This is a genomic window from Vibrio albus, from assembly GCF_003144035.1.
Classification (GTDB): domain Bacteria; phylum Pseudomonadota; class Gammaproteobacteria; order Enterobacterales; family Vibrionaceae; genus Vibrio; species Vibrio albus.
Genome location: NZ_QFWT01000014.1, coordinates 12156 through 32519 on the forward strand (window position 1 = coordinate 12156; position 20364 = coordinate 32519).

The following is a 20364-nucleotide window of genomic DNA, read 5'->3' on the forward strand; positions in this document are numbered from 1 at the left end:
ATCAGGCATTAAGTAATGAAAAATGAGTTAAGCTGGGATACACAACTACGGTTCAAACTGATTGAAGTTGTCGCATTATGGGAGGGAAGACTAACAACAAATCACCTATGTAATTCTTTCAATATCAAAAGACAACAAGCTTCAAGGGATATCAATCATTACCAATCGCTCTTCGAAGAACCTCCTTTAATTCATGATAGAAGTATTAAAGGTTATCGACCAACAGCTGCGTTCAAACCCACTTACACCAAAGGAACTCCCGACGAGTACTTATCTCTGCTGCATCGATATAGTGATAATGATCTTGATGGATTGAATATAAATTCTCTCGGTAACGCGGAATCTTTTGTTGTATCGGTTCCTGAAAGAAAAGTTGATCCCATTATAATCCAACGTCTTCTGCAAGCTGCTCGAGAGCAGCGGCGCGTTGATGTAGATTATGTCTCTCTATCTCAACCAGTAATAAGAGGGAGAAACATAATCCCACACACTATTGTTTTTGATGGATTTCGATGGCATGTCCGTGCCTACTGCGAGGAAAGAAATGCATTCAGAGACTTTGTCCTAAGCCGTTTCCGTAACGAGCCTGAACTTCTCGATAAATCTGACATCTCTAAGCATTTGGATCATGATTGGATGGATGAAGTCACTTTCGAAGTCATAGCTAATCCATACTTAAGCTCAGAGCAACAGCAAATCGTTCAAGATGACTACGGCATGCGTAGCAATCCATTTATAGTGACTTGTCGAAAAGCACTCGCTAAATACTTTGTAAAGAGGTTAGATATTTGCGTAGATAACCGTAAACTACAAAAGTCACCTAAACGATACCAGCTCACAGTGACAGACCCCAAAAATATTCGACCTTTAATGATCGATTAGCCTGATAAGGTATATCGTATTCTGGCTAATAAATAAAAAGGCCGATAATCAGTAAACTTGCCAATTATCGGTCTTGTATACATATTTTACTCGGTTCTTACGACTACAAATTACATTTCTTTAATTTGCTCTGGTGAAAAGCCTCGAGATTTTAATTCTTGGAACGCTGCAGAAGCTTTTAATGGTGAAGAGCTTCTTTCTCTTTTAACTATCCTTGCCAGTTCTGAATCTGACTTGCTCGGCATCTCGGCCTTATACTGCTGACTTCTATCATTGGCAGCTTTCGCCTCGTTAACGGCAGCGCTACCCGCTTTTAATGCTAGATCTCCAGCCTTTTTCCAAAAGCTCATTTAGTTTCCTCTACTATACTGACGATGTCATAAATGCGGAATTACCCCACAGAAGTGGAACAACGATATCAGAGAACAGGATATACAATGCGTTAAATATCTCACAGATTCATACATGAGGTACAATGAATTAATGAGCCCTATGACCAAATTTTAATCCATGGCAGCTCTCGAAAACACGATCCCTCAGCATGGTTCACTAAATAGCCTGTATAATGAGTCATCTTCCGGCGAATGCTAGTTGAAATAGCCTTTCGCAGCCCTATCCCTAACCTGAACTCTCCATTCCAACCACTGCTCTACATCCGCCTCTAGCCAAGCGACAGTCCTTGAGCCGATGGGCACGCTAGCAGGAAACTCCCTCTCCTTAATCTTGCTGTAGATAGCAGACCGACTTAAACCAGTTTTTTCCATCACATCTTTTAGGCGTAAAAATTTCATCGTGTTTTCCTTATTTCAAAATCCAATAGAGCACTAAAGACCCGCCTAGGGGTTTGTAGACGTCCCAGAACGTCCAGATACAACGACACAAAGCCCCATGAGTTTCTAGTCCATGCGCTCAACCATCAACTATCTGGACGTGGCGTGTAAGTTTGTCTGGCTTTCATATCACCACCAGCCTTTGGGTTTCTGGAGCACTCACTTCCTTCTTAAGTTAGTGGAACGTTTCCTCGTCATCGAAACAGGACTTGGCGAGAGCATTCGCCTTTTGCATTTTGTGTCCCATATCCCAAAGCTTCTCCAGATGCACTTCCACATACTTTTCTGACCGCAGGCTATCTACCTGTTGCCATAGTTGCCGGTAGACCACTGGTTTTCAGCCAGCCTTACGCCACCCTTTGGCTTTCCACCTGTCTAACCACTCGTTATAGCCACGTTCACAAAACGCACTGCTGATAAAGACTTCATCGCCGTCCTGTGCGTAGCTCAAAGCCTCTACCAATGCAGAAAGCTCAAGTTCAGTGTTACTTTCCACCTCTAACACTCTGATACGACTCTCATCGACTAAAACACCTCTGGCGTTGTACACGGACAATCCGATGCTGCCTTGAGCATCGCCGTTGCGGTTTGGATTCATGGCAATGCTGACGTAGATTGATTGTGATTCGTTCATGGGAAGTATTCCTTTTTGGTTTTAATTTGGGTAGCCAGAGCTAGGACAGCCATCCGCTCCAACATTGAATAGGTTTTGTGTAAATGAAGAAGAGTGCGGATACTCAGATATTGCGGTGTACTTCTTACTGGGGAAAAAGCCTTGTAGGTGATGGAAGCGGTGTGAGGCAGGGTGCGAGATACCCGAGCTAATACCAGCAAACGTTCTCTCTAAGGCTTCGATGGCATCGCGGTATTGTGGACTACCGGGCCTTAAGCAAAGATAGGGCTGACCCGGAGAAAACTGCACTAGATGCGTCACCATGTGGCTACCAGTCATTAAGGCACTCGCCCAAGACATACTGACCCAACGTTTAACTTGCTTCTTAATATCGTCTGGCAACTTTCGGCCAAATGCCTTCAAATTGAATGTCACGGCAACCAGAAACTGTGTCGAACTGTCTTCAACCATCAGTTTCTTAAAGCTCACTAAGATTGGGCAAGCAAAGCCGCCATGACCTTGCTTTTTCAACTGGTGCGCCTGCTTTTGTAATCGGTAGAGAAAGTCGTGCATTAGGCGGTCACCTTCTCTTTGCTTCTGTACCGACGCTCTGAGTTTCAGTTTGACCACCAGCGCTTCAGGGTAACGGTTCAGGAATGCAGATAACGCGGATTTAGGAAGATTGCCTCCACTTCTCATGCCGCTTCCCCATCTATCCCTTCATCACGCTCCCGTAATCGTTCCAGTATCCAGTCTTCGACCTGACTCTCTTCCCATGCGACCGCCCTGCCACCTAGCGGAACGCTTTTTGGAAAGGTGCCTTCATCCATGTACTTGTAGATAGTGGCGCGCGCCAGTCCGGTTACGTGCATGACTTCTTTCAAACGGATTAATCGAATATTCATTGTGATGTCCCTCATCTATATCGTTCAAAGATGAAGGGCAGTCAGTAAAAAAGTCCGAGAAGATATCAGTGAGTCCACGCTCCGCATCACCTCAGTTAAAAGTCGATTCAAAGAAATTTCAGGTACATATCATCGAAGTGCGTATACCCACTAACAGGAGTTTCTATATGCACGATTTAAGTAAACGACACTATTCATTTCGGGGACCTGTCTCTGCCCACCAAGTATTGGAGAAAGCCGCTGAAATCATCGCGGAGAAATATTTGAGAGGGGATGCCTTCTGCAATCCCACAGCGACTAAGGATTACGTCAAGTACCGACTGGGAAGCTATGAACGGGAGGTGTTCGCTCTCATGCTTCTCGATAATCAGCACCGCCTGATTGAGTTCACAGAGCTCTTCTACGGCACGATAGACAGCGCCAGTATTTACCCAAGGGAAGTGGTTAAAGTCTGTCTAGAGAAGAATGCGGCCGCTATCATACTGGCTCACAACCACCCTTCCGGAGACCCTACACCATCGCAGTCCGATAGGCGCATCACGCAAAGACTCAAGGACGCATTGGCGCTGATAGATGTTCGCGTACTGGACCATATCGTTGTAGGCGAAGACTGCTACTCGATGGCGGAAGGAGGCATGCTATGAGCAATACTTTAAAAGAGATGGCGTCAGCCTTTCAGCTTGCAAGTCTCCACCAGCTCACTGAGCTCATCCTGAGCTGTTACCAGATTCCAGAAGACAGCAAACGCGTGGTCCTTAACTTTAAGGTCTCGAGCTTCTATACCGAACGCTGCGGCATCCAGCCAGTAGAGATACAGCTTGAACGAGCCACACCAGATTCACCGTGGGAGCTTCGCTTCATTGCTACCTTTGATTACCCAGATGAGAAAGCAGAAAGCGTAGATGTCGCGCTGTACTTCAACTTTAAGTACCGCTGGTTCTACCAACCGGATATCGAGCGATGTGAGTTATTCCGTCCGGAAGTCATTGCACTGTTCATCGCTTGGCTTAAGGCCTTTATCGGTCACCTACAAGACAACCAGTTCGACACGCAGACTGTGAAGGTCGTCAGTCGCTTCTGAGTAACCCGAATCAAACGATTTTCATACCTACATTATCAACCTGACTAAACACCTATTAACAAGGAGACGGTTATGTCTACCGCTACACACGCGAAAGCGTTATTCAACAAATGCCCTTTGTCTATCTCACCTCGACTACAAACCGTATTGATAGACCACATCAACACCAAGGCTAACGACTCCGTCACAGCAATCACGTTGAACTTTCGTGATACCAGTTACAGTGCAGAGGCTGGTGGCTTTCATCCGGTCGAAATTGCCATGCAGAAAGACAGCGAACAGCGTTGGTCGATTCTCTACATCACTGACTTCGCCTATATGGGTAGCTATTACCCAGAACTTGAACGTAATGTCGATTTCGACATCGGTAACAACATGGCCTTTTTCAATGGCGTAGGCTGGCAAGCTATCGATGCCTATGGAGTGAATGATTTCTATCAGATATGGGAAAGTAACTTTCTGTCTTATCTAGAGATGGATGCATTTGATGAGATAAAGCTATCCAGTCATTGAATAGGTCTATTGAGTAGTAGCAGGTGTGATAAGGCATCTGTTACTCATCTCTGTGAGTTGGGATTAGAGAGAATCACTCTCTCACTCTGAGTAGAGTTAACACAGTCCTACTAATGGGTTCTAAACAAAAAGAAGAACCAAGAAAAAAGGATGTCGCACTCCGTGCTCCACTGCTTTATAGAGGCCCCAGCGTTTTGATTCCCCACCTGACCCCAGTAAACGTCTGTCTACTAGGGCCAAGAGCGATGAATACTCATTGCTCTCATAGATATAGGTAAGTTTGAGTAAAAAAAACTAATAAAAGACCCATTGCTCAACAAAGCTCACAGTGTGTAGAGGGGTATGTTAATTATCATCCCTCGCTATTTGGCTAAGTGAATAATTAAAAAGGAAATATCAGAATGATTAATATGAATAAACTACTGATCACAACATCTATCTCGATCGCACTCACTGCATGTGGCGGAGGCGGCTCATCTGACAGCTCTCCTGCCTCGGCAACCCTCAAAGGTACGGCTATTGACGGCTATCTAACTGGAGCCACCGTTTTTCTGGATGTCAATTTCAACGGCAAACTAAATAATGGTGAGCCAAGTGTCATCACTGGTGAAGATGGCTCATGGGAATTACTAACAACGGGAACATACGCTGAATGCTCGGAATATGTTCCACTGGTCGTTGACGTGCCTGTAGGTGCTATTGATTCCGATTATGGTGAAGTAACAGATGCATATCAGATGACCTACCCACCAGCCTTTGCTATCGCTTCAGATCAAGAAATCAAGAACACCACTCCCTTGACTACCGTTGTTTGGGGCACGATTCAAAAAGAACTTCATACTGAAGGCGAAAAGCTAACCTGTGACAACATAAAAGCCAGTTATGACGTTCGTGAGCGGATCAAAGATCGTTTAAGTGAGCAGGAGTTTCGCGTAGCTCAACGCTACAACGTGACTGTTGATGAGCTATACGGTGACTATGTTAAATCAGGAGACACAAACCTTCATGCCATCGCAGCGGCGTTAGTTCCGTCGATGAAAGCGTCTTATGCCGATACAGTAGCAATTGAAGCAGGCAACCCAACTGCTATAGCTGCATGGGTCGAGTACTTTAATGGCGATTGGGACGAGCGTGGTCAATTCGCTGAAGGTTGGTACAAAGAAACCTACATCAACAACGGCGAAACTCAAGGCTGGTCTTCTGTAACTGAATCGGTAAGCGACAACCTAAAAACAGTTAACGAAGTCGTTGGGTTTTACAAAGGTACTAAACAAACTGTGAACGGTCTTACTTACGAGTGGATCAACACGTACACCAACAACCTTGAACTTACTACCTGTCGAGCAAGTGAGTGGATTGAACAAGATGCGGATACTAGCTTCGGTGTGAAGAACGTATTCGAACTATCTCTGTCTACTGCAAGCGCATGTGAAGCAGTCAATTGGGCTGACCACGTTGACATAGTTAAACAGCAGCTTACCACACGTGTTCAAAATGGTAATGACCAAACGACTTCACAGCACTTCTTCGACAATGTAAACGATACTGGTCTTGGTAACTTGGTTCTGATTAACCCTACCAACGTTGCAGCTTCTGAACTGAATGCAGTTAACTTCATCAGCACAGACTTCTACAATGAAGATTCTTACGGCGCTCAATACTGGGGTCGCATCCAATCTGTACTAGACCCAGAAGCTGGTATTGCACAGCGCACTACTATGCACTCTGAAACTGGTACTTGGTCTCGCACTATCACGTACACGAACGGTACTTACTCTGAACAGTGTTCTTACGATGCAGGGGCGAGTTGGACAGCGAAAACTGGCGACTCTTGCGAGCCTTAAGCTCGGCATAAACGATAGGGGGCATGTAAGCCCCCTGATTTTTTTGCCACAATCAGACGTCTTTTTCTCATACTTCCAACCTCTTCTAGTTCTAGTCGAAACAAACATCCCGGAAATCACATATTATGTTTCAAAAGGCGCTATTTGAGCCCGTTTCTCTACTTGGTCAGTGCATGCTAGAGCCAAAGCTGCGAAAGCCATTACCAGACTGTTTGGTATCAACCTTAGCTAAGTAGCTCATCCAATAGAATACCGATTCATAACCGTTAGCTTCCCTACCGACATACTTGCAGTAACGTCTAGTCGACGTAATGTCTTGGATATTCAACATGACAGGTCTACCCGGAAATTCAACCAGCCCCTTGTTATCTTCAATACTCATTCCTAGTGCCTTAGCCCATGCATCAGCCACCATGTATCGCAGATGGTGCTTGTTCTCGTAGGAGTAGTCCCCCAATCGATGGTAAGTCTGTCCATTCAGTAAGAAGAACACATGGTAGTGCTGGTGGTTTGAACTATCCTGCTCTCTGCACCATGCATATCTCACTGATGTAGCATGAACTCGATATCCTTTATTTTTCCTGCGTACTATGCTGCGCTGTAGTCTGCGTTTGAACCCTTCGATAAACCGGGTAATCATCCTCTCCAAGTTCAAATCATTGTCTGTATCATTTGGTAATCTGAGTAACACTGTGAAGATAAAACTTCTAGGGTGCTCAGATAATGCATTGTTCAATACCTTATGCGTTTGCTCAAGGTATCGTGTTATCAAGGAGTAATTAGTATTGACGGGTAATCCATTAAACAATGAACCCTGATGGATGAGGTGATTAGACATGAGTAGCTCCTGTAGAAGGTTAGGTCTACAGGAAGAAACTGTATCGGTATTTTTTTCTGATCAGGTGATGTGGTAAATAGATGATTGAAGAGAATATATATTACCTTTTCCTACACTGCCCCCTCCGGCGTTTCGCAGGGTTTGAAGCCACTGCATCCGACGATTTGTCGGTCGTTCAAACGGCAAAAAACGACGAACTTATTTTAAGCCGTCTGTAGAAAGAGGTTTGAATGCTTCTATGGTAAAACCTTCCTCATACGACAAGATCCTAAACGAAGTGTTTCTATGTTCTTCCAACTGAAAATAATCTGTGTACTCAGAGGCGACACTTTGAACAATGCTTAAAATGATCTCCACCAGCAACTTGAATGAACTTTCATCAGCAAAAGCGTTTTTCTCATTTTCGTCCATGCGCCATTTAGCCGGGATACACTCTTCAGCGATCTTGTTCTTAAGCTTATCCAGCTCAGTCTCTTGATTTTTTTGATCTGAGAGCGATGCAATAGTGAGATAATTTGCAATGTATCGCTCCAACTTGATTTGTAGATAGTCAGGAACCCGAGTCACATCTTGATCTGAAAAAAAACGGCATACTTTGATAAAAGATTCCGGACTATAGGAGGGCCACCAATCTTTCAGGTACTTCTCCTCTCTTTCGATCAACTCTTTATCTCTTTGTGATTTAGGTACATCTAACGCGCGCGCCAAGCGATAAAGTCGTTTGGCAAAATACCTATCACCGTTGTGAGCTAACACCCCCTGATCCACCTTTCTAAATGATAAAGCCTCTAACGATAGTCCCAACGCTTTCGCTATGGTTTCGGTGTTGAGAAAGTAGATTCCCGGAACCTTTCCAAAGAGGTATTTACCTGTCACACCGCCGATATAACTTTGCAGGACTTGTCCTTCAACAAGAGTAGTCAGTTGGGATCGCATCCTTAAGGGAGAGAAGCCTAGAATCTTAGCTATCCGTGAAGCAGGTATAGAATCAATCACACCGAGATCATTCGCAAACAAAGCCAAGAGACAAATCAGATAACGGTTAGAAACTGTGTATTTGGTTTTTGAGTCACCACAATTAGAGCCTCCTACAACCTTGATAATAGCTTTTCCCCAAAACTTAGTTGGTCTGATCGCATCTATCCATTTTGGAGCTTCAGCAAACTTCTTCTTCAAATCGGCTGTAAAGACATACTTACCGATTGGCCTTCCCTTCTTGAGCGAATAATTTGATCGCTCGGCATAGCCGGATTGCACCAGATACTTAAGTGTTTTGTTAACAGTATTGAGCGTCACACCGTACCGTTCACTCAGCTCTTTGGCAGGAACAGTGAACTCTCCCACACTATAAAAGTCGAGCAACAACCCTGCGATAAAAAAGCGCATTTCTGGAGATACATAATCAAACTTTACAAGTATAAACCTTGTGACGTCATGTGTATAACTCAAAATAAATTCTCATTAGACTACCTGTTATTAGTTAAGTATACGCATGTAACATATGCATTTAAATAGCACTGCTATATATCAACCTATAGATTCATATTTCTTCACCAATTAATACTAGGAGTGTATACTTTTGAAGTGTGATATCAGGAGGTATGTATGCTAACAGTAGAGGGACTACCCAATAGCTTTAGGTGGGAGGATGACGGAATAAATTGGGTGACAAACTACCTAAAAACGAAGGCATCTACATTCTCGACCAATGAAAAGATCTCAGATCTTCTTCAGCAGTATTACAACTCGCAGATCGGTCTGGAAGACACCAGAGAGCAATTTGAATGTCTAATTGCAGACATTCTAAATACTGGTGACGCTGGCAAACTTTTTGTTGGGAAGCTAAGCGCCACTTGGCGAGCTAGGCATGCTCGTCAGGGAAAAAAACACTACAACCTTTCTCTTGATTCTGATACCTACAAAAACCTAAAGTCACTTGCTAAAAACAACTCCACTCCCAACGCATCTATAAAGCAGACACTCACTAAGTTAATCAATGACGAATATCAAACCAAGATTGCTACGAATAGAAAAAAGAAACTTGAAGTTCGAGCGGCAGCAGATCACGAGGCCAAGCTTGCAGCCAAGGGAACGCAACGAAAGATTGATTATTTGACTCAACGTATTGAGTCTTTAGAAGAGCAACTAAACCAACAACCTCAAAAAAGCCTTATTGGAGATGAGTCCTCTACTTCACTTGAAGAGCTAGAAAAACGTTTAGAGCAAATGGAATTGCAGAACCGAGAGCTTTTAAAAGAGATAAGCGAATACGCCAAAGAAAACTCTAAACTAAAAATTCAACTTTGCCTGCCTAGCGCAGTAAGTGAAACGCCAGAACAAAATCATGAAGCTGCACAACTCCAAGCAGATCTTGAAAACAACACCAGTGGTGCTAACTATCATCAAAGCCCGAAAGAAGAGTTATCGCAGAGTTATTCAGACCTAACTCAAAATACTAGTCATGAGCATGATAAAAACAGCACTGATGAAGCCCTCCTTGACTCTGAACAGCAAGGCCCAATGCTTCGAAGTGCTTGGGGAGCATTAAAAGATAACAGTGACTGATATACTCTCTCACACTTAATTAATTGTAGTGAGTGGTACTCGATCTGACATTTTTGGTGATAAACCTCGACCGAAGCTAACAACCGCCTCCGCACTTCAGCATTAAAGTTACTATTCGGTTTGTCGGACGAAATCTACCTATAGGCAAGTTCCCACGTTCCGAATGGCAGTGCGGAGCCACTTCTCAAAGTGCCACTGATGAACGTTATTGGACAGAAACGTGCATTGCGCAACGGAGTAGAGATACCTCGACCTGCATAAGAATACTTCTATTTCTAGCTAAATATGCTGTTGTAGCTATTAGATATCGAATCTACTACAACCAGTAGGCTAATAATAACCTTAACGCTACGCCACTACCTGTATTGGTAATTCACAGCAACATTTTATAGCTTCCACTCAACTCGGTTTTTATTAAGTGCTTTTGCCTGATACAAAGCATCGTCGGCTCTTTGCATTACATCATCGACACCATCATCAAGTGCTGTCAACTCAGATATTCCGATACTTACCGTGTATTGAAGAGTCACACCATCATAGGCTACCGTAGCAGACTCGACAGTAGACCTGATACGCTCTGCAACATGTTTTCCTTTTTCTATAGCGGTATTACGTAATACCACAGCAAATTCTTCTCCTCCTAAACGGCAAAAAATATCACTTTCTCGTAGAAGGTTTCGACAAGCTTCTGAAAAATTCTTCAGTACCTCATCACCATGTTGATGACCGAATTGATCATTAATCTGCTTAAAGTTATCCAGATCTAAAATCATGACTGTAAGCGGATTATCATATCTCCTGCAAGCATTGAACTCTTTGGATATTCGTTCTCCAAAACCACGTCGGTTCAATGCACCTGTGAGGGGGTCTGTTATAGCAAGTTTGCGGTTTAATTCTTCCAGCTCTTTATACTCTGTAATATCCTGAATAAAACCAGTAATTTTTTCGGACTCACCATTACTGTTATAAAGAACTTTTCCGCGGCAATCTATCCATCGACGTTTACCATCTGAAGGTCGTGTTATTGGATAACAAACATGATGTTCACTCCCTGAATTCAAGCTTGCTTGCAGAGAGTTATAAAATGAAATGTGATGGTCTTCTTCCATGATCCCGCACAGCGTTTCTGGACCAGCACTAAGCTCTTTTGACAAACCAAATATCTGGAAAATTTGCTCAGACCAGTAGACGTCACCGCCATAACATGGGAATTCCCAGTAGCCTATTTTTGCATAAGTTAATGCATCTTGCAGACGAGCTTCACTCTCCTCTAATTGAGAGCGTACACACACTAAATGTTGCGCGGTTTCCGACAAAGAATTGTATGCAGACAGGGTTGCTTCCAGTAATATCTGACCTTCGCCATTAATTATATTTATGGCAGCACACTCTGCGTCATTAAAACTAGCCCCTGATTTTATTTCCTGCACCATCGTTGCTAAATATAGGTCACCTTTCAACATGTGTGTAACCAGCCAGCGGCACAAAATGCCCAAAGATTGCTCTATCCGATTTTCTTTGGAAATATCAGGAAATTCGTTTTTTAACTGTATAATTCCGCTGAGAAGGTCTTCATGCTCTTTTTCATGCTGGAGAATAAAATCCTCCTGAGGTAAACAAGCATTCCAGATTTTTTCTTCACTTTTGAAATGATAGGAAGTAAAAGCGATAAGCTCATCAAATGCGCTATTGACCTTAGACATGTCAAGCTGCAAAACGATGTGGTTTGCAAGCACGTTCAGCAGATAAACAAGTTGTTTATGCTCCTTGTCTACTTCCGCTATCCCCATGGAATAGCGTTCACTCCATGTGAAAAATCTTATCGTGCTTTCTGTCATTTATTGCCACCAAATCTTAATTGCACACCATATTACCCATTATCGAATAGATGCTTTAGTTTTATCCAGTAACTCAACAATCTCATCAGAAATAGGGGAAAGCTCCTGAGAAAGTAGCTGTGCCTTATCAATCTCCCCTTGTTCATTAAGCTCCATCACTTCTTTTACTATCTGGTGCAACCGAGTATGCGGACCCTCAATTTGTTGGAAATAAGTAGAACTCTTATATTTTGAAGCACCACTAGAGTAGTACCATTTACCCAATTGGCACTCTCGGTGAGAGCATGCCTGCTCTTTTGATATTGCTGATTCGTCGCCTTGCAGAAGCGCACGAACTCTGGACTTCCAGGCAAGGTGTGCTTTTTTAGCGGTATCAAAGTCAAACTTGGTTGCAGACTCTCCTAAATCATACTGCTCTAACTGTAATTGGAGTGATGCTGACATTTCTATAAGTGTAGCCACTTTTTCTTCAACTAACTGAGCATTACTTGCCGTTTTGTAAGAGTGTTCACTAATAGAACTCACATTAGCATTCATTTCTTCTGCTACAGCAGATTGCTCCTCGGCGGCTGTCGCTATCTGCATGTTCATATCATTGACATCGGATACGGCTGTACCGATTTCACTAAATGCTTGCTTGGTATCTTCAATTTTTTCCACGGAATCCTGAGCTTTTTCTATACCCTCACTCATAGCGGTTACAGCTTCCCGACTACCATTTTGCAAACGTTCTATCATCGCATTAATTTCAATGGTAGCTTCCTGAGTTCGTGTAGAGAGAACCCTTACTTCGTCAGCAACTACAGCAAAGCCACGGCCATGTTCACCTGCTCTGGCTGCCTCTATCGCAGCGTTTAAAGCCAACAGGTTCGTCTGGTCAGCAATACCACTGATAGAGTCTGTGATATCAATAATCTGCTCACACTCCTGCGCTAATGAGTTAATCTTATCTGAGATATGGGAAATATCGTTAGAAAGCTCAAGGATAGCCTCACGAGTAGTTGCAACTGTCTGGTTACCCTGGTTGGCAGAGTTATCAGCAGATGCGGCAAGCTCTGAAGTTCTTGTGGTGTTCTGGGCAATTTCAGTTACGGTTGAACTCATTTCGTTCATAGCAGTAGCAACCAGCTCTGTTTCGGAATGCTGTCTGTCCATGCTAAGTTTCGTCTGGTAGCTCGCATCAGACAGAACTCCCGTAGTCATGGTTAAGTCTGCTGCTGATTCGCTAAACCGACCAATCACTGCTTTCAAACGCCCCTGAAGCATTTTTGCAGTCATGGTTAAATCACCAAGCTCATCCAAAGTGGTGACTTGAATACGTTCTGTTAAGTCGCCTGCCGAGATGCGCTTTAGAATGGTGTCTAACTGCTGAACCTTTTTAATAACTTTCTTGTTTATAAGAAAGAGCATTGCACTGTACAGCGTCAATACCCACAGGTTTGTGAAAACATGCCAGAGTTCACCATTAAAAAGGTGGTCTGCCTCCCACTGGATAACCAGAAAGGACAGAAAGCATAAGCTAGCCAGAGTATTCATTCTGGTTGCTAAGGATAGCCTGCGTATAAAGTTGGGTTTAGGGATAGCCTTAGAAGGATTGGTATTCAGCTCCTGGTATAAGCTCTCTGCGGCCTTGATTTGCTCCCGCGTAGGGCAACTTCGAACAGACTGGTAACCAACTTTTTTGCCATTTTCAAATACAGGCGTAACGTAAGCATCCACCCAATAGTAGTCACCATTTTTACAACGGTTTTTTACCATTCCCTGCCATGGTTTATCATTTTTTACGGTTGCCCATAAGTCAGCGAATGCTGCTTTCGGCATATCTTTATGACGGACGATGTTGTGGTTGGAGTTCAAAAGCTCTTTTTCGGAGTAACCACTGATTTCGATAAAATCACGATTACAATACTGGATAACACCTTGCAAGTCGGTGATGGAAACCAGCGTTGACCCTTCTGAGAATTTTCTTTCATTTCCTGACATAACGCATACGAACCTCATACTGACAGCTATTTATCATACTCATTATCAGTAATATTAAGCCCTATCAGGATAGATTTATATAAATCATGTATAAAAATTAGCATTTGGTTATACAGTAAATTCGTGATTCTCTATTGAATAGAAATGCAGTTTAGAAATTAGGTCAGTTTGTTGCGCAAAGCTCATTATTGGGAGAAAGCGAGCACCATCTTTTGGCTGTTCGCTACAGTGGTACTTGTTGGTAGCAGGTGACAAAATTTATCTGATTAGAATTTTACTGGCATGATTAGGGACGTAACGAAGAGGTGCTACCTGTACGATCGGGTAGCATCGTGATTTTGGAACCGAAAGATTGAGTCCAGACTAATCCAAATTAATCTAGTTACTTGCTGTCTAAAATGGCAGAGACCTTGATAATGGAATTACATTCTCAACAGTCAACGACTGAAGTTTATTTCCCCATGCCTGCAATACAGATAACTGCTCTTCCAAGTAATCATGATGGTTATACACCCTAAGCATTCCCGGTAGCTGGTGGCCTACCGTCTTTTCGATTGCAACAATATCCAATCCTATCTCACTACAACGGCTAATGAAGGTACGGCGCAGATCGTGCGGAGAAAAGCGTTCAAAGTCGGCTGGAAGATTACGTTTAATCAGCGCACGTACTGCCGCAGGCTCTTGTACTTTATCATCCATAAGCTGAGGCCAAACCAAACTCCATTTACTCGGCACGCTCTTACGTTGTTCTGTCAAAAGCTCAAGTAGGTAATCGCTTAAGGGGACCTTCCGAGACTCTTGGCTCTTAGTGTGACGATCTTCTGAACTGGCAGGTAATAGCCAAATCCCTTCATCAAAATCTAGCTCACTCCAGCGCATTTCAAGCACTGCGCTAATTCTTTGTCCGCATCCAAGCAAAAAGCGTATTAAGCGGATATTGGCGGGATCAGTGCGCCATTCATTCAAGCTGGTTAACAAAATCTTCAGCTCAGCAAAACTTAGATTTCGCTTAGTGACCTTGGAGCCTCCGCCAACATCTTTTGCTTTCAGTTGCGGAGCCGGATGAGTATCAAGCATGTTTAGCGCCAAAGCATGGTTAATCACTTGATTGATGATTTTATGGCAGACCCCGATAGCTCCAGCCATACGCTTTCCATCTTTATCGACCTTAGCATCGAAGACCTTATTGAGATCATATATGCTCAAATCAGCCAATTTGATACCACCGATATGTGGCTTGATATCTCGATTGTAGATAATTCTCGACTGCTCACCTCGTAATTGCTTCGATAGACGCTTCTCATCAAAACTCACAAAAGCATCGTTAAACGTCTTGGCCTCTTCCTGCTCACGACGTTCTCTTGCAAGCTCCACTTTGGGATTCTTGTTATTTTCTAGCCAACTCCGATAACGACCAGCTTCCTTTCTTGCTTGATCTAATGTCATTCCTGCTTTTGAATTTGACTGAAGATAGCGCCCCATGGATATCTTTTCGTGCTTTCTCCCCATTTGAAAACGAAATGTCCACGTCATTGTCCCCGTTGGACGAACACGGATATTCAATCCCTCAATTTTCTTATCAGGGATGAGGTATTCTTTATCTCTCGGTTTCAATGCCTTTAACGTGGCGTCAGAGCTAATTCGCTTTGTCATTATCAGCAAGTCCTTATGATTCTGGGTACGGCGCGGGGTACGGCAACGAGTAAGCTTTTATTGTATTCCTATAAACACCAGTAGACAACGAATAACAAAGAACCAAAATAAAAACAGCATGTTAAAGACAATCATAGATACCAGAAGACTAATGATTCTATTTACCCACCATATGGAAGCGGGTGTATTACTGGAAAGAAAACCTTCTTAAGACTCATGATAAAAAAGGCTTAGCGAAATGCTAAGCCTTTTCCATTTAAACCATACAGAATCTGTCGGTATTATTCACCTTTCTTCTTGATATACCCTAACTTTCTGCCAACCCAAAGCAAAAGTAGCAGAGTAATCATAATGGCGAAGAAATTGGAACCTATCTCGGGATGCTGTGCCTTCAGAAAAGCCGAGTGACCAAATACACCAACAAAAAAGCATGCGAGCCCGATCATCGGAATATCTTCCGCTACCGGATTACGCAGGTAGTCCTGATACAGCATCTGCAAAGACAGAGCTAAAGCTATCACTGAGAAGATAGAGAATGTCACCGCACTGTGCAACATAGAAGAGATAATGGCATTGCTGCACATGCCAGCAACAATAGCGAGAATAAGCGTTTTTCTCTCCGAGCAACCGACTGACTTACAGTTGGAAGAGGATAACTTTTCTGGGGAAGATTCATGTGACATAATGATTAAATCCTGTCCTGTTGTTTTTCACTTTCTTTTCTGTACCAGTATGCACCTTTCGATATCATTCGTAACTGCGTTACCAGTCGTTCTGTGAGCTCATCCCTTTCATTTTTTCCCAGGTCCAGAGCTTCAGCACCTGAACTAAATACTAAAGTAACGGAAGCATCTGCCTGAGTAAAAGCCTCATCCCGGTTCATACCTGTACTGATCAGGTATTCGGTTAACTCTGCAGAAAAATGCTGCATTTCCCGGGCAACCGCAGCCCGAAACTCAGCAGAAGTACCTGAACGCTCACGAAGCAAAAGCCGGAAGACATTAGGACTGCATTCAATGAATTCCATAAAAGTGTCTACGGAGGTACGAATGACACTCCCTTCTTTAGCGATACGCTGACGTGCCTGACGCATTAGCTGACGTAACAGCAATCCGCCTTCATCCACCATCGTCAGGCCCAGCTCTTCCATATCTTTAAAGTGCCGGTAGAAAGAGGTTGGCGCAATACCCGCCTCTCGGGCAACTTCACGCAGACTCAGGCTGGAAAAACTACGCTCCGCACTCAGTTGGCTGAATGCGGCATCAATCAGTGAGCGGCGGGTTTTCTCTTTCTGCTGTGCACGAATTCCCATAATGTCTGTTTTCCAACCCTATAGCTATCTGCTGTATATTAAACACTATAAAGATAACGTGATTTATAAACAGAAAAAACACGATTTTCCGAAGCAAACTTAATTCTGCTCCGGAAAATAATATTATGCATCAGCCAGTCGGTATTACATCCAGTCCGTATTACGGATAATCCCAACAGCCACGCCTTCAATGGAAAGTTGCTGTGACTCCAGATCCACCCGAATGGGTTCGAACGCTTCATTTTCTGCATGCAGTAATACTGTAGAGCCCTGCTTTTCCAGTCTTTTTACCGTTACATCTTCATCGACTCTGGCCACAACGACCTGACCATTATGAACATCCTGGGTCTTATGCACAGCAAGCAGATCACCATCCATAATACCAATGTCTTTCATACTTTCGCCATAAACCCGCAAAAGGAAGTCGGCCTGAGGACGGAACATCGCCGGATCAACCTGATAATGCGCTTCAACATGCTCCTGAGCTAAGATAGGTTCACCCGCTGCAACACGGCCAATCAGTGGCAACCCTTCTGCATCATTTGCCGCCTCATCCTGAAGCAGAAGCCGAATACCCCGGGAGGCTCCGGGAATAATCTCTATCGCTTTCTTTTTCGCCAATGCTTTCAAGTGCTCTTCCGCGGCATTGGCTGAACGAAACCCCAGCTCACGTGCAATTTCAGCCCTGGTTGGCGGCATCCCTGTTACTTCTATTTTGTCTTTGATCAGATCAAAAACCTGTTGTTGTCTCGGAGTTAACGGCCTCATAAATCACCTGTCTTTTTATACAGCTAACTGTGAGTATATCCAGTATTCTTTCATTTGGAAAGTTTCTGTCGGTTTTAAAGGCCGGAATAATAAAAACTCCCAGAGTTTTTACTCAAAACAACTTTTTCATTAAAAGGTTGGACCAGTTCTGGTATCCTTGCTGCGCGTGCAAAAGATGACTTCTATAGCCCGTCTTCTTGTGTGCTGGTACACCTATTTTTATAACTTCTGAGGCGATTAATCTGATGTATTCAGAACGCAATGTTTCCCATTCACTCCTGAAGCTACCGGTTTCAGTGTTAGTAAAAAGCACCGCTATTCCGTCTGATCCGATAAAAGATCTGAACATCGACCTGAACAAACCCATAGTCTATGCACTACCATTTCGTTCAGATATTGATCTTCTCACCTTACAGGCTAGTGCGTTAAACGCCGGCCTGCCGGATCCGCTATCGACTATTGAACTGAATAATCAGCTATTAAATCGCTTTGTGTATATCAGCTCCAGACCAACAATACTAAAGGATGATAAACATATCCCGAGCGCCTCCATTGCGCTGTTTTCGGAATTGCTGCGTCTGCACAGAGAAGATCCAACGCTGGATGTTCAGGTCATACCCGCCACCGTACTGTGGGGACGAAAACCCGGCAAAGAAGAACAAAACAAACCATATTTGCAGGCACTGAACGGTCTGCAAAAAACCAAAGCGGTGCTGTTTTCCGGACGTGATTGTATGGTGCGGTTCAGCCCCTGTGTCTCTCTGCGCTATATGGCGGACTCTCATGGCTCGGATACTACGATTGCCCATAAACTGGCTCGCGTCGCCCGGATCCACTTTTCCAGACAGAAAATGGCGGCTTCAGGCCCTAACCTGCCTGACCGGGAACGATTATTCAGCCGCCTTCTTGCCTCTCAGGCAATACAAAAAGCGATTCAGGATGAGGCACGTGGCAGTAATATCAGTATCGAAAAAGCCTACAACGAAGCCCACTCCATGCTGGATGAAATTGCCTCTGACTTTTCCTACTCTCTGGTTAAAAAAGGCGACCGTTTCCTTGGCTGGCTATGGAACAAGCTATATCAGGGACTGAATATTAACAATGCCTCTGCTGTCCGGCGTCTGGCTCAGGACGGACACGAAATCGTCTATGTCCCGTGCCATCGCAGTCATATGGACTACCTGCTGCTGTCTTACGTCCTGTTTCAGGAAGGTATGGTACCACCGCATATTGCCGCCGGTATCAACCTGAACTTTTTCCCGGCCGGGCCTATCTTCCGCCGGGGTGGTGCCTTCTTTATCCGCCGCAGCTTTAAAGGCAATAAACTCTATTCAACGGTATTCCGTGAATATCTGGCCGAGTTGTTTACCAAAGGCTACTCTGTCGAATATTTCAGTGAAGGCGGACGTTCAAGAACCGGCCGGCTGCTGCAGGCCAAAACCGGTATGCTGGCCATGACTATTCAGGCTATGTTGCGTGGATTAAATCGTCCGGTCACGTTGGTGCCGGTTTATATTGGCTATGAACATGTGATGGAAGTGTCTACCTATGCCAAAGAGCTGCGGGGAAAACGGAAAGAAAAAGAGAATGCCGGACAGGTTATCAAGACCCTGCGTAAGTTGCGGGACTTTGGCCAGGGGTATGTCAACTTCGGAGAACCGATCCCTCTGAATCAGTATCTCAATGAGCATACCCCGGGCTGGACCCAGGATATTAACCCGGTGGAGGCACCAAGGCCACAATGGATAACGCCGGTTGTCAACCAGCTGGCAACCAAGATGATGACCCATATTAACGATGCCGCAGCGGCCAATGCCCTGACGCTCTGTGCCACCGCTCTGCTCGCCTCAAGTCAGCGAGCCCTGACCAGAGATACGCTGATTGCTCAGGTCGACGTCTATCTCTCTCTTCTGCGTAACGTCCCCTACTCTGCAACCTGCACGGTTCCTTCTCAGTCTGCAGCAGAGCTGGTCCGGCATGCAGAAGCGCTGAATAAATTCGTCGTGGAGTCAGACGCACTGGGCGACATTATTTCTTTGGATCGTCATCAATCGGTTCTGATGACCTACTACCGGAATAATATTATTCACCTGTTCGCACTGCCTGCACTGATTGCTCAGCTAGTGGTGCGTCACCAGCGCATAGAAATACAGGCCGTCACCGAAACACTACACTTACTCTACCCATTTCTGAAAAAAGAGCTGTTCCTGCATTATCAGTCTGAAGAACTGGATGGTGTCATTTCTTCCATCATTGGTGAATTTTCACAGCAGAATATGATCACCGTTGACGGTGATAGGGTGTTACTGAACCAGCAGAATATTCAGCCACTGATGTTGCTGGCTCAGACCATTACTGAAACCCTACAGCGTTATGCTATCGTGCTGAATCAGCTCATCTCAGAGCCTGAAATGGACAAGTCCGATCTGGAGCAGAAAAGTCAGGCAATGGCTCAGCGGCTGGGACGACTGCATGGAATCAATGCGCCGGAATTTTTTGATAAGGGTGTCTTTGCCTTTATGCTCAGCACACTTAAAGAAGAAGGTTATCTCATTCAGGAAGGAGGCTGTGACACAGAAAAAGCTCATCAGCTTGCGGAGCAACTTTCTGCCCTGCTCCCTACTGATGTCAAGCTGACGATTCAGGAAAGCATTTCTGCCGGTTCATGATCAGAGTACTCCCCCGGTAAAAAGGCTTATCAACCTGATAAGCCTTTTTGTTGCAACACGATTTGTAGCA

At 44.2% G+C, this 20364-nt stretch carries 21 protein-coding genes; 7 read left to right on the top strand and 14 right to left on the bottom strand.

Annotated elements, in window-relative coordinates; translation table 11 throughout:
• Positions 1 to 15 precede the first annotated feature (15 nt).
• On the top strand, positions 16 to 882 hold the full coding sequence (locus DI392_RS18360) for a helix-turn-helix transcriptional regulator (protein WP_109321150.1): 867 nt from the start codon (positions 16 to 18) through the stop codon (positions 880 to 882).
• A gap of 110 nt (positions 883 to 992) precedes the next feature.
• On the opposite strand, the gene DI392_RS18365 is transcribed toward DI392_RS18360, so the two are convergent.
• The 6 genes from DI392_RS18365 to DI392_RS18385 all read right to left on the bottom strand — a co-directional run bounded on the left by DI392_RS18365 (position 993) and on the right by DI392_RS18385 (position 3224).
• A complete protein-coding gene (locus DI392_RS18365; RefSeq protein ID WP_031846916.1) occupies positions 993 to 1232 on the bottom strand; it encodes a hypothetical protein in 240 nt (79 codons plus the stop codon).
• Positions 1233 to 1469: 237 nt separating this feature from the next.
• The gene (locus tag DI392_RS18370; RefSeq protein WP_109321151.1) at positions 1470 to 1673 is read right to left on the bottom strand and encodes an AlpA family transcriptional regulator; all 204 of its coding nucleotides are present in this window, start codon (positions 1671 to 1673) and stop codon (positions 1470 to 1472) included.
• A 214-nt stretch (positions 1674 to 1887) separates the two neighbouring features.
• The gene (locus tag DI392_RS19655; protein WP_181388464.1) at positions 1888 to 2043 is read right to left on the bottom strand and encodes a hypothetical protein; all 156 of its coding nucleotides are present in this window, start codon (positions 2041 to 2043) and stop codon (positions 1888 to 1890) included.
• A 6-nt stretch (positions 2044 to 2049) separates the two neighbouring features.
• Positions 2050 to 2346, bottom strand: coding sequence for an RNase H family protein (locus DI392_RS18375; RefSeq protein ID WP_109321152.1), 297 nt, complete (start codon positions 2344 to 2346; stop codon positions 2050 to 2052).
• 21 nt (positions 2347 to 2367) lie between these two features.
• Positions 2368 to 3024, bottom strand: coding sequence for a hypothetical protein (locus tag DI392_RS18380; protein WP_109321153.1), 657 nt, complete (start codon positions 3022 to 3024; stop codon positions 2368 to 2370).
• Complete coding sequence (locus DI392_RS18385; RefSeq protein ID WP_031846912.1) at positions 3021 to 3224, bottom strand: helix-turn-helix transcriptional regulator; 204 nt, start codon at positions 3222 to 3224, stop codon at positions 3021 to 3023. The genes DI392_RS18380 and DI392_RS18385 overlap by 4 nt, the downstream gene beginning before the upstream one ends.
• 173 nt (positions 3225 to 3397) lie before the next feature.
• On the opposite strand from DI392_RS18385, the gene radC reads away from it, so the two are divergent.
• The 4 genes from radC to DI392_RS18405 all read left to right on the top strand — a co-directional run bounded on the left by radC (position 3398) and on the right by DI392_RS18405 (position 6668).
• A complete protein-coding gene (gene radC / locus DI392_RS18390) occupies positions 3398 to 3874 on the top strand; it encodes a RadC family protein (RefSeq protein ID WP_109321154.1) in 477 nt (158 codons plus the stop codon).
• Positions 3871 to 4311, top strand: a complete 441-nt coding sequence (locus DI392_RS18395; RefSeq protein WP_109321155.1) for a DUF2787 family protein — start codon at positions 3871 to 3873, stop codon at positions 4309 to 4311. Before radC ends, DI392_RS18395 begins: the two co-directional genes overlap by 4 nt.
• A 72-nt stretch (positions 4312 to 4383) precedes the next feature.
• Positions 4384 to 4824, top strand: coding sequence for a DUF2787 domain-containing protein (locus DI392_RS18400; RefSeq protein WP_109321156.1), 441 nt, complete (start codon positions 4384 to 4386; stop codon positions 4822 to 4824).
• A gap of 401 nt (positions 4825 to 5225) precedes the next feature.
• The gene (locus DI392_RS18405) at positions 5226 to 6668 is read left to right on the top strand and encodes a hypothetical protein (RefSeq protein WP_109321157.1); all 1443 of its coding nucleotides are present in this window, start codon (positions 5226 to 5228) and stop codon (positions 6666 to 6668) included.
• Positions 6669 to 6834: 166 nt separating this feature from the next.
• Here the strand turns inward: DI392_RS18405 and DI392_RS18410 are convergent, their stop codons facing one another.
• Both DI392_RS18410 and DI392_RS18415 read right to left on the bottom strand, forming a co-directional pair.
• Entirely contained in the window at positions 6835 to 7506 is a 672-nt protein-coding gene (locus DI392_RS18410) for an inovirus Gp2 family protein (RefSeq protein ID WP_109321158.1), read from the bottom strand.
• Between the two features lie 198 nt (positions 7507 to 7704).
• The gene (locus DI392_RS18415; protein WP_146194549.1) at positions 7705 to 8955 is read right to left on the bottom strand and encodes a hypothetical protein; all 1251 of its coding nucleotides are present in this window, start codon (positions 8953 to 8955) and stop codon (positions 7705 to 7707) included.
• 156 nt (positions 8956 to 9111) lie between these two features.
• Between DI392_RS18415 and DI392_RS18420 the strand changes: the two genes are divergently transcribed.
• Entirely contained in the window at positions 9112 to 10071 is a 960-nt protein-coding gene (locus DI392_RS18420) for a 26S proteasome regulatory subunit family protein (RefSeq protein ID WP_109321160.1), read from the top strand.
• A gap of 386 nt (positions 10072 to 10457) precedes the next feature.
• On the opposite strand, the gene DI392_RS18425 is transcribed toward DI392_RS18420, so the two are convergent.
• From DI392_RS18425 to lexA, 6 genes are all read right to left on the bottom strand, one after another.
• The gene (locus DI392_RS18425; RefSeq protein ID WP_109321161.1) at positions 10458 to 11909 is read right to left on the bottom strand and encodes a diguanylate cyclase; all 1452 of its coding nucleotides are present in this window, start codon (positions 11907 to 11909) and stop codon (positions 10458 to 10460) included.
• 39 nt (positions 11910 to 11948) lie between these two features.
• Complete coding sequence (locus DI392_RS18430; protein ID WP_181388465.1) at positions 11949 to 13892, bottom strand: methyl-accepting chemotaxis protein; 1944 nt, start codon at positions 13890 to 13892, stop codon at positions 11949 to 11951.
• A 393-nt stretch (positions 13893 to 14285) separates the two neighbouring features.
• The gene (locus tag DI392_RS18435) at positions 14286 to 15545 is read right to left on the bottom strand and encodes a tyrosine-type recombinase/integrase (RefSeq protein ID WP_109321163.1); all 1260 of its coding nucleotides are present in this window, start codon (positions 15543 to 15545) and stop codon (positions 14286 to 14288) included.
• Between the two features lie 281 nt (positions 15546 to 15826).
• Positions 15827 to 16228 (bottom strand): YijD family membrane protein, encoded by a 402-nt coding sequence (locus DI392_RS18440; RefSeq protein ID WP_109321164.1) that lies wholly within the window; start codon positions 16226 to 16228, stop codon positions 15827 to 15829.
• 5 nt (positions 16229 to 16233) lie between these two features.
• A complete protein-coding gene (gene fabR, locus DI392_RS18445) occupies positions 16234 to 16857 on the bottom strand; it encodes an HTH-type transcriptional repressor FabR (RefSeq protein WP_109321165.1) in 624 nt (207 codons plus the stop codon).
• Between the two features lie 144 nt (positions 16858 to 17001).
• Entirely contained in the window at positions 17002 to 17625 is a 624-nt protein-coding gene (gene lexA, locus DI392_RS18450) for a transcriptional repressor LexA (RefSeq protein WP_109321166.1), read from the bottom strand.
• Between the two features lie 245 nt (positions 17626 to 17870).
• Between lexA and plsB the strand changes: the two genes are divergently transcribed.
• Positions 17871 to 20294, top strand: coding sequence for a glycerol-3-phosphate 1-O-acyltransferase PlsB (plsB, locus tag DI392_RS18455; RefSeq protein ID WP_109321167.1), 2424 nt, complete (start codon positions 17871 to 17873; stop codon positions 20292 to 20294).
• Positions 20295 to 20364: the final 70 nt, after the last annotated feature.

What these genes read in the sequence shown, in the direction of transcription:
- plsB (WP_109321167.1), top strand. Translation starts at nt 17,871, where the DNA reads ATGTATTCAGAACGCAATGTTTCCCATTCACTCCTGAAGCTACCGGTT.
- DI392_RS18365 (WP_031846916.1), bottom strand. Translation starts at nt 1,232, where the DNA reads ATGAGCTTTTGGAAAAAGGCTGGAGATCTAGCATTAAAAGCGGGTAGC.
- DI392_RS18405 (WP_109321157.1), top strand. Translation starts at nt 5,226, where the DNA reads ATGATTAATATGAATAAACTACTGATCACAACATCTATCTCGATCGCA.
- fabR (WP_109321165.1), bottom strand. Translation starts at nt 16,857, where the DNA reads ATGGGAATTCGTGCACAGCAGAAAGAGAAAACCCGCCGCTCACTGATT.
- DI392_RS18435 (WP_109321163.1), bottom strand. Translation starts at nt 15,545, where the DNA reads ATGACAAAGCGAATTAGCTCTGACGCCACGTTAAAGGCATTGAAACCG.
- DI392_RS18370 (WP_109321151.1), bottom strand. Translation starts at nt 1,673, where the DNA reads ATGAAATTTTTACGCCTAAAAGATGTGATGGAAAAAACTGGTTTAAGT.
- DI392_RS18420 (WP_109321160.1), top strand. Translation starts at nt 9,112, where the DNA reads ATGCTAACAGTAGAGGGACTACCCAATAGCTTTAGGTGGGAGGATGAC.
- DI392_RS18400 (WP_109321156.1), top strand. Translation starts at nt 4,384, where the DNA reads ATGTCTACCGCTACACACGCGAAAGCGTTATTCAACAAATGCCCTTTG.
- DI392_RS18360 (WP_109321150.1), top strand. Translation starts at nt 16, where the DNA reads ATGAAAAATGAGTTAAGCTGGGATACACAACTACGGTTCAAACTGATT.
- DI392_RS18430 (WP_181388465.1), bottom strand. Translation starts at nt 13,892, where the DNA reads ATGTCAGGAAATGAAAGAAAATTCTCAGAAGGGTCAACGCTGGTTTCC.
- DI392_RS18380 (WP_109321153.1), bottom strand. Translation starts at nt 3,024, where the DNA reads ATGAGAAGTGGAGGCAATCTTCCTAAATCCGCGTTATCTGCATTCCTG.
- DI392_RS18425 (WP_109321161.1), bottom strand. Translation starts at nt 11,909, where the DNA reads ATGACAGAAAGCACGATAAGATTTTTCACATGGAGTGAACGCTATTCC.
- DI392_RS18395 (WP_109321155.1), top strand. Translation starts at nt 3,871, where the DNA reads ATGAGCAATACTTTAAAAGAGATGGCGTCAGCCTTTCAGCTTGCAAGT.
- DI392_RS18375 (WP_109321152.1), bottom strand. Translation starts at nt 2,346, where the DNA reads ATGAACGAATCACAATCAATCTACGTCAGCATTGCCATGAATCCAAAC.
- DI392_RS18440 (WP_109321164.1), bottom strand. Translation starts at nt 16,228, where the DNA reads ATGTCACATGAATCTTCCCCAGAAAAGTTATCCTCTTCCAACTGTAAG.
- DI392_RS18410 (WP_109321158.1), bottom strand. Translation starts at nt 7,506, where the DNA reads ATGTCTAATCACCTCATCCATCAGGGTTCATTGTTTAATGGATTACCC.
- lexA (WP_109321166.1), bottom strand. Translation starts at nt 17,625, where the DNA reads ATGAGGCCGTTAACTCCGAGACAACAACAGGTTTTTGATCTGATCAAA.
- radC (WP_109321154.1), top strand. Translation starts at nt 3,398, where the DNA reads ATGCACGATTTAAGTAAACGACACTATTCATTTCGGGGACCTGTCTCT.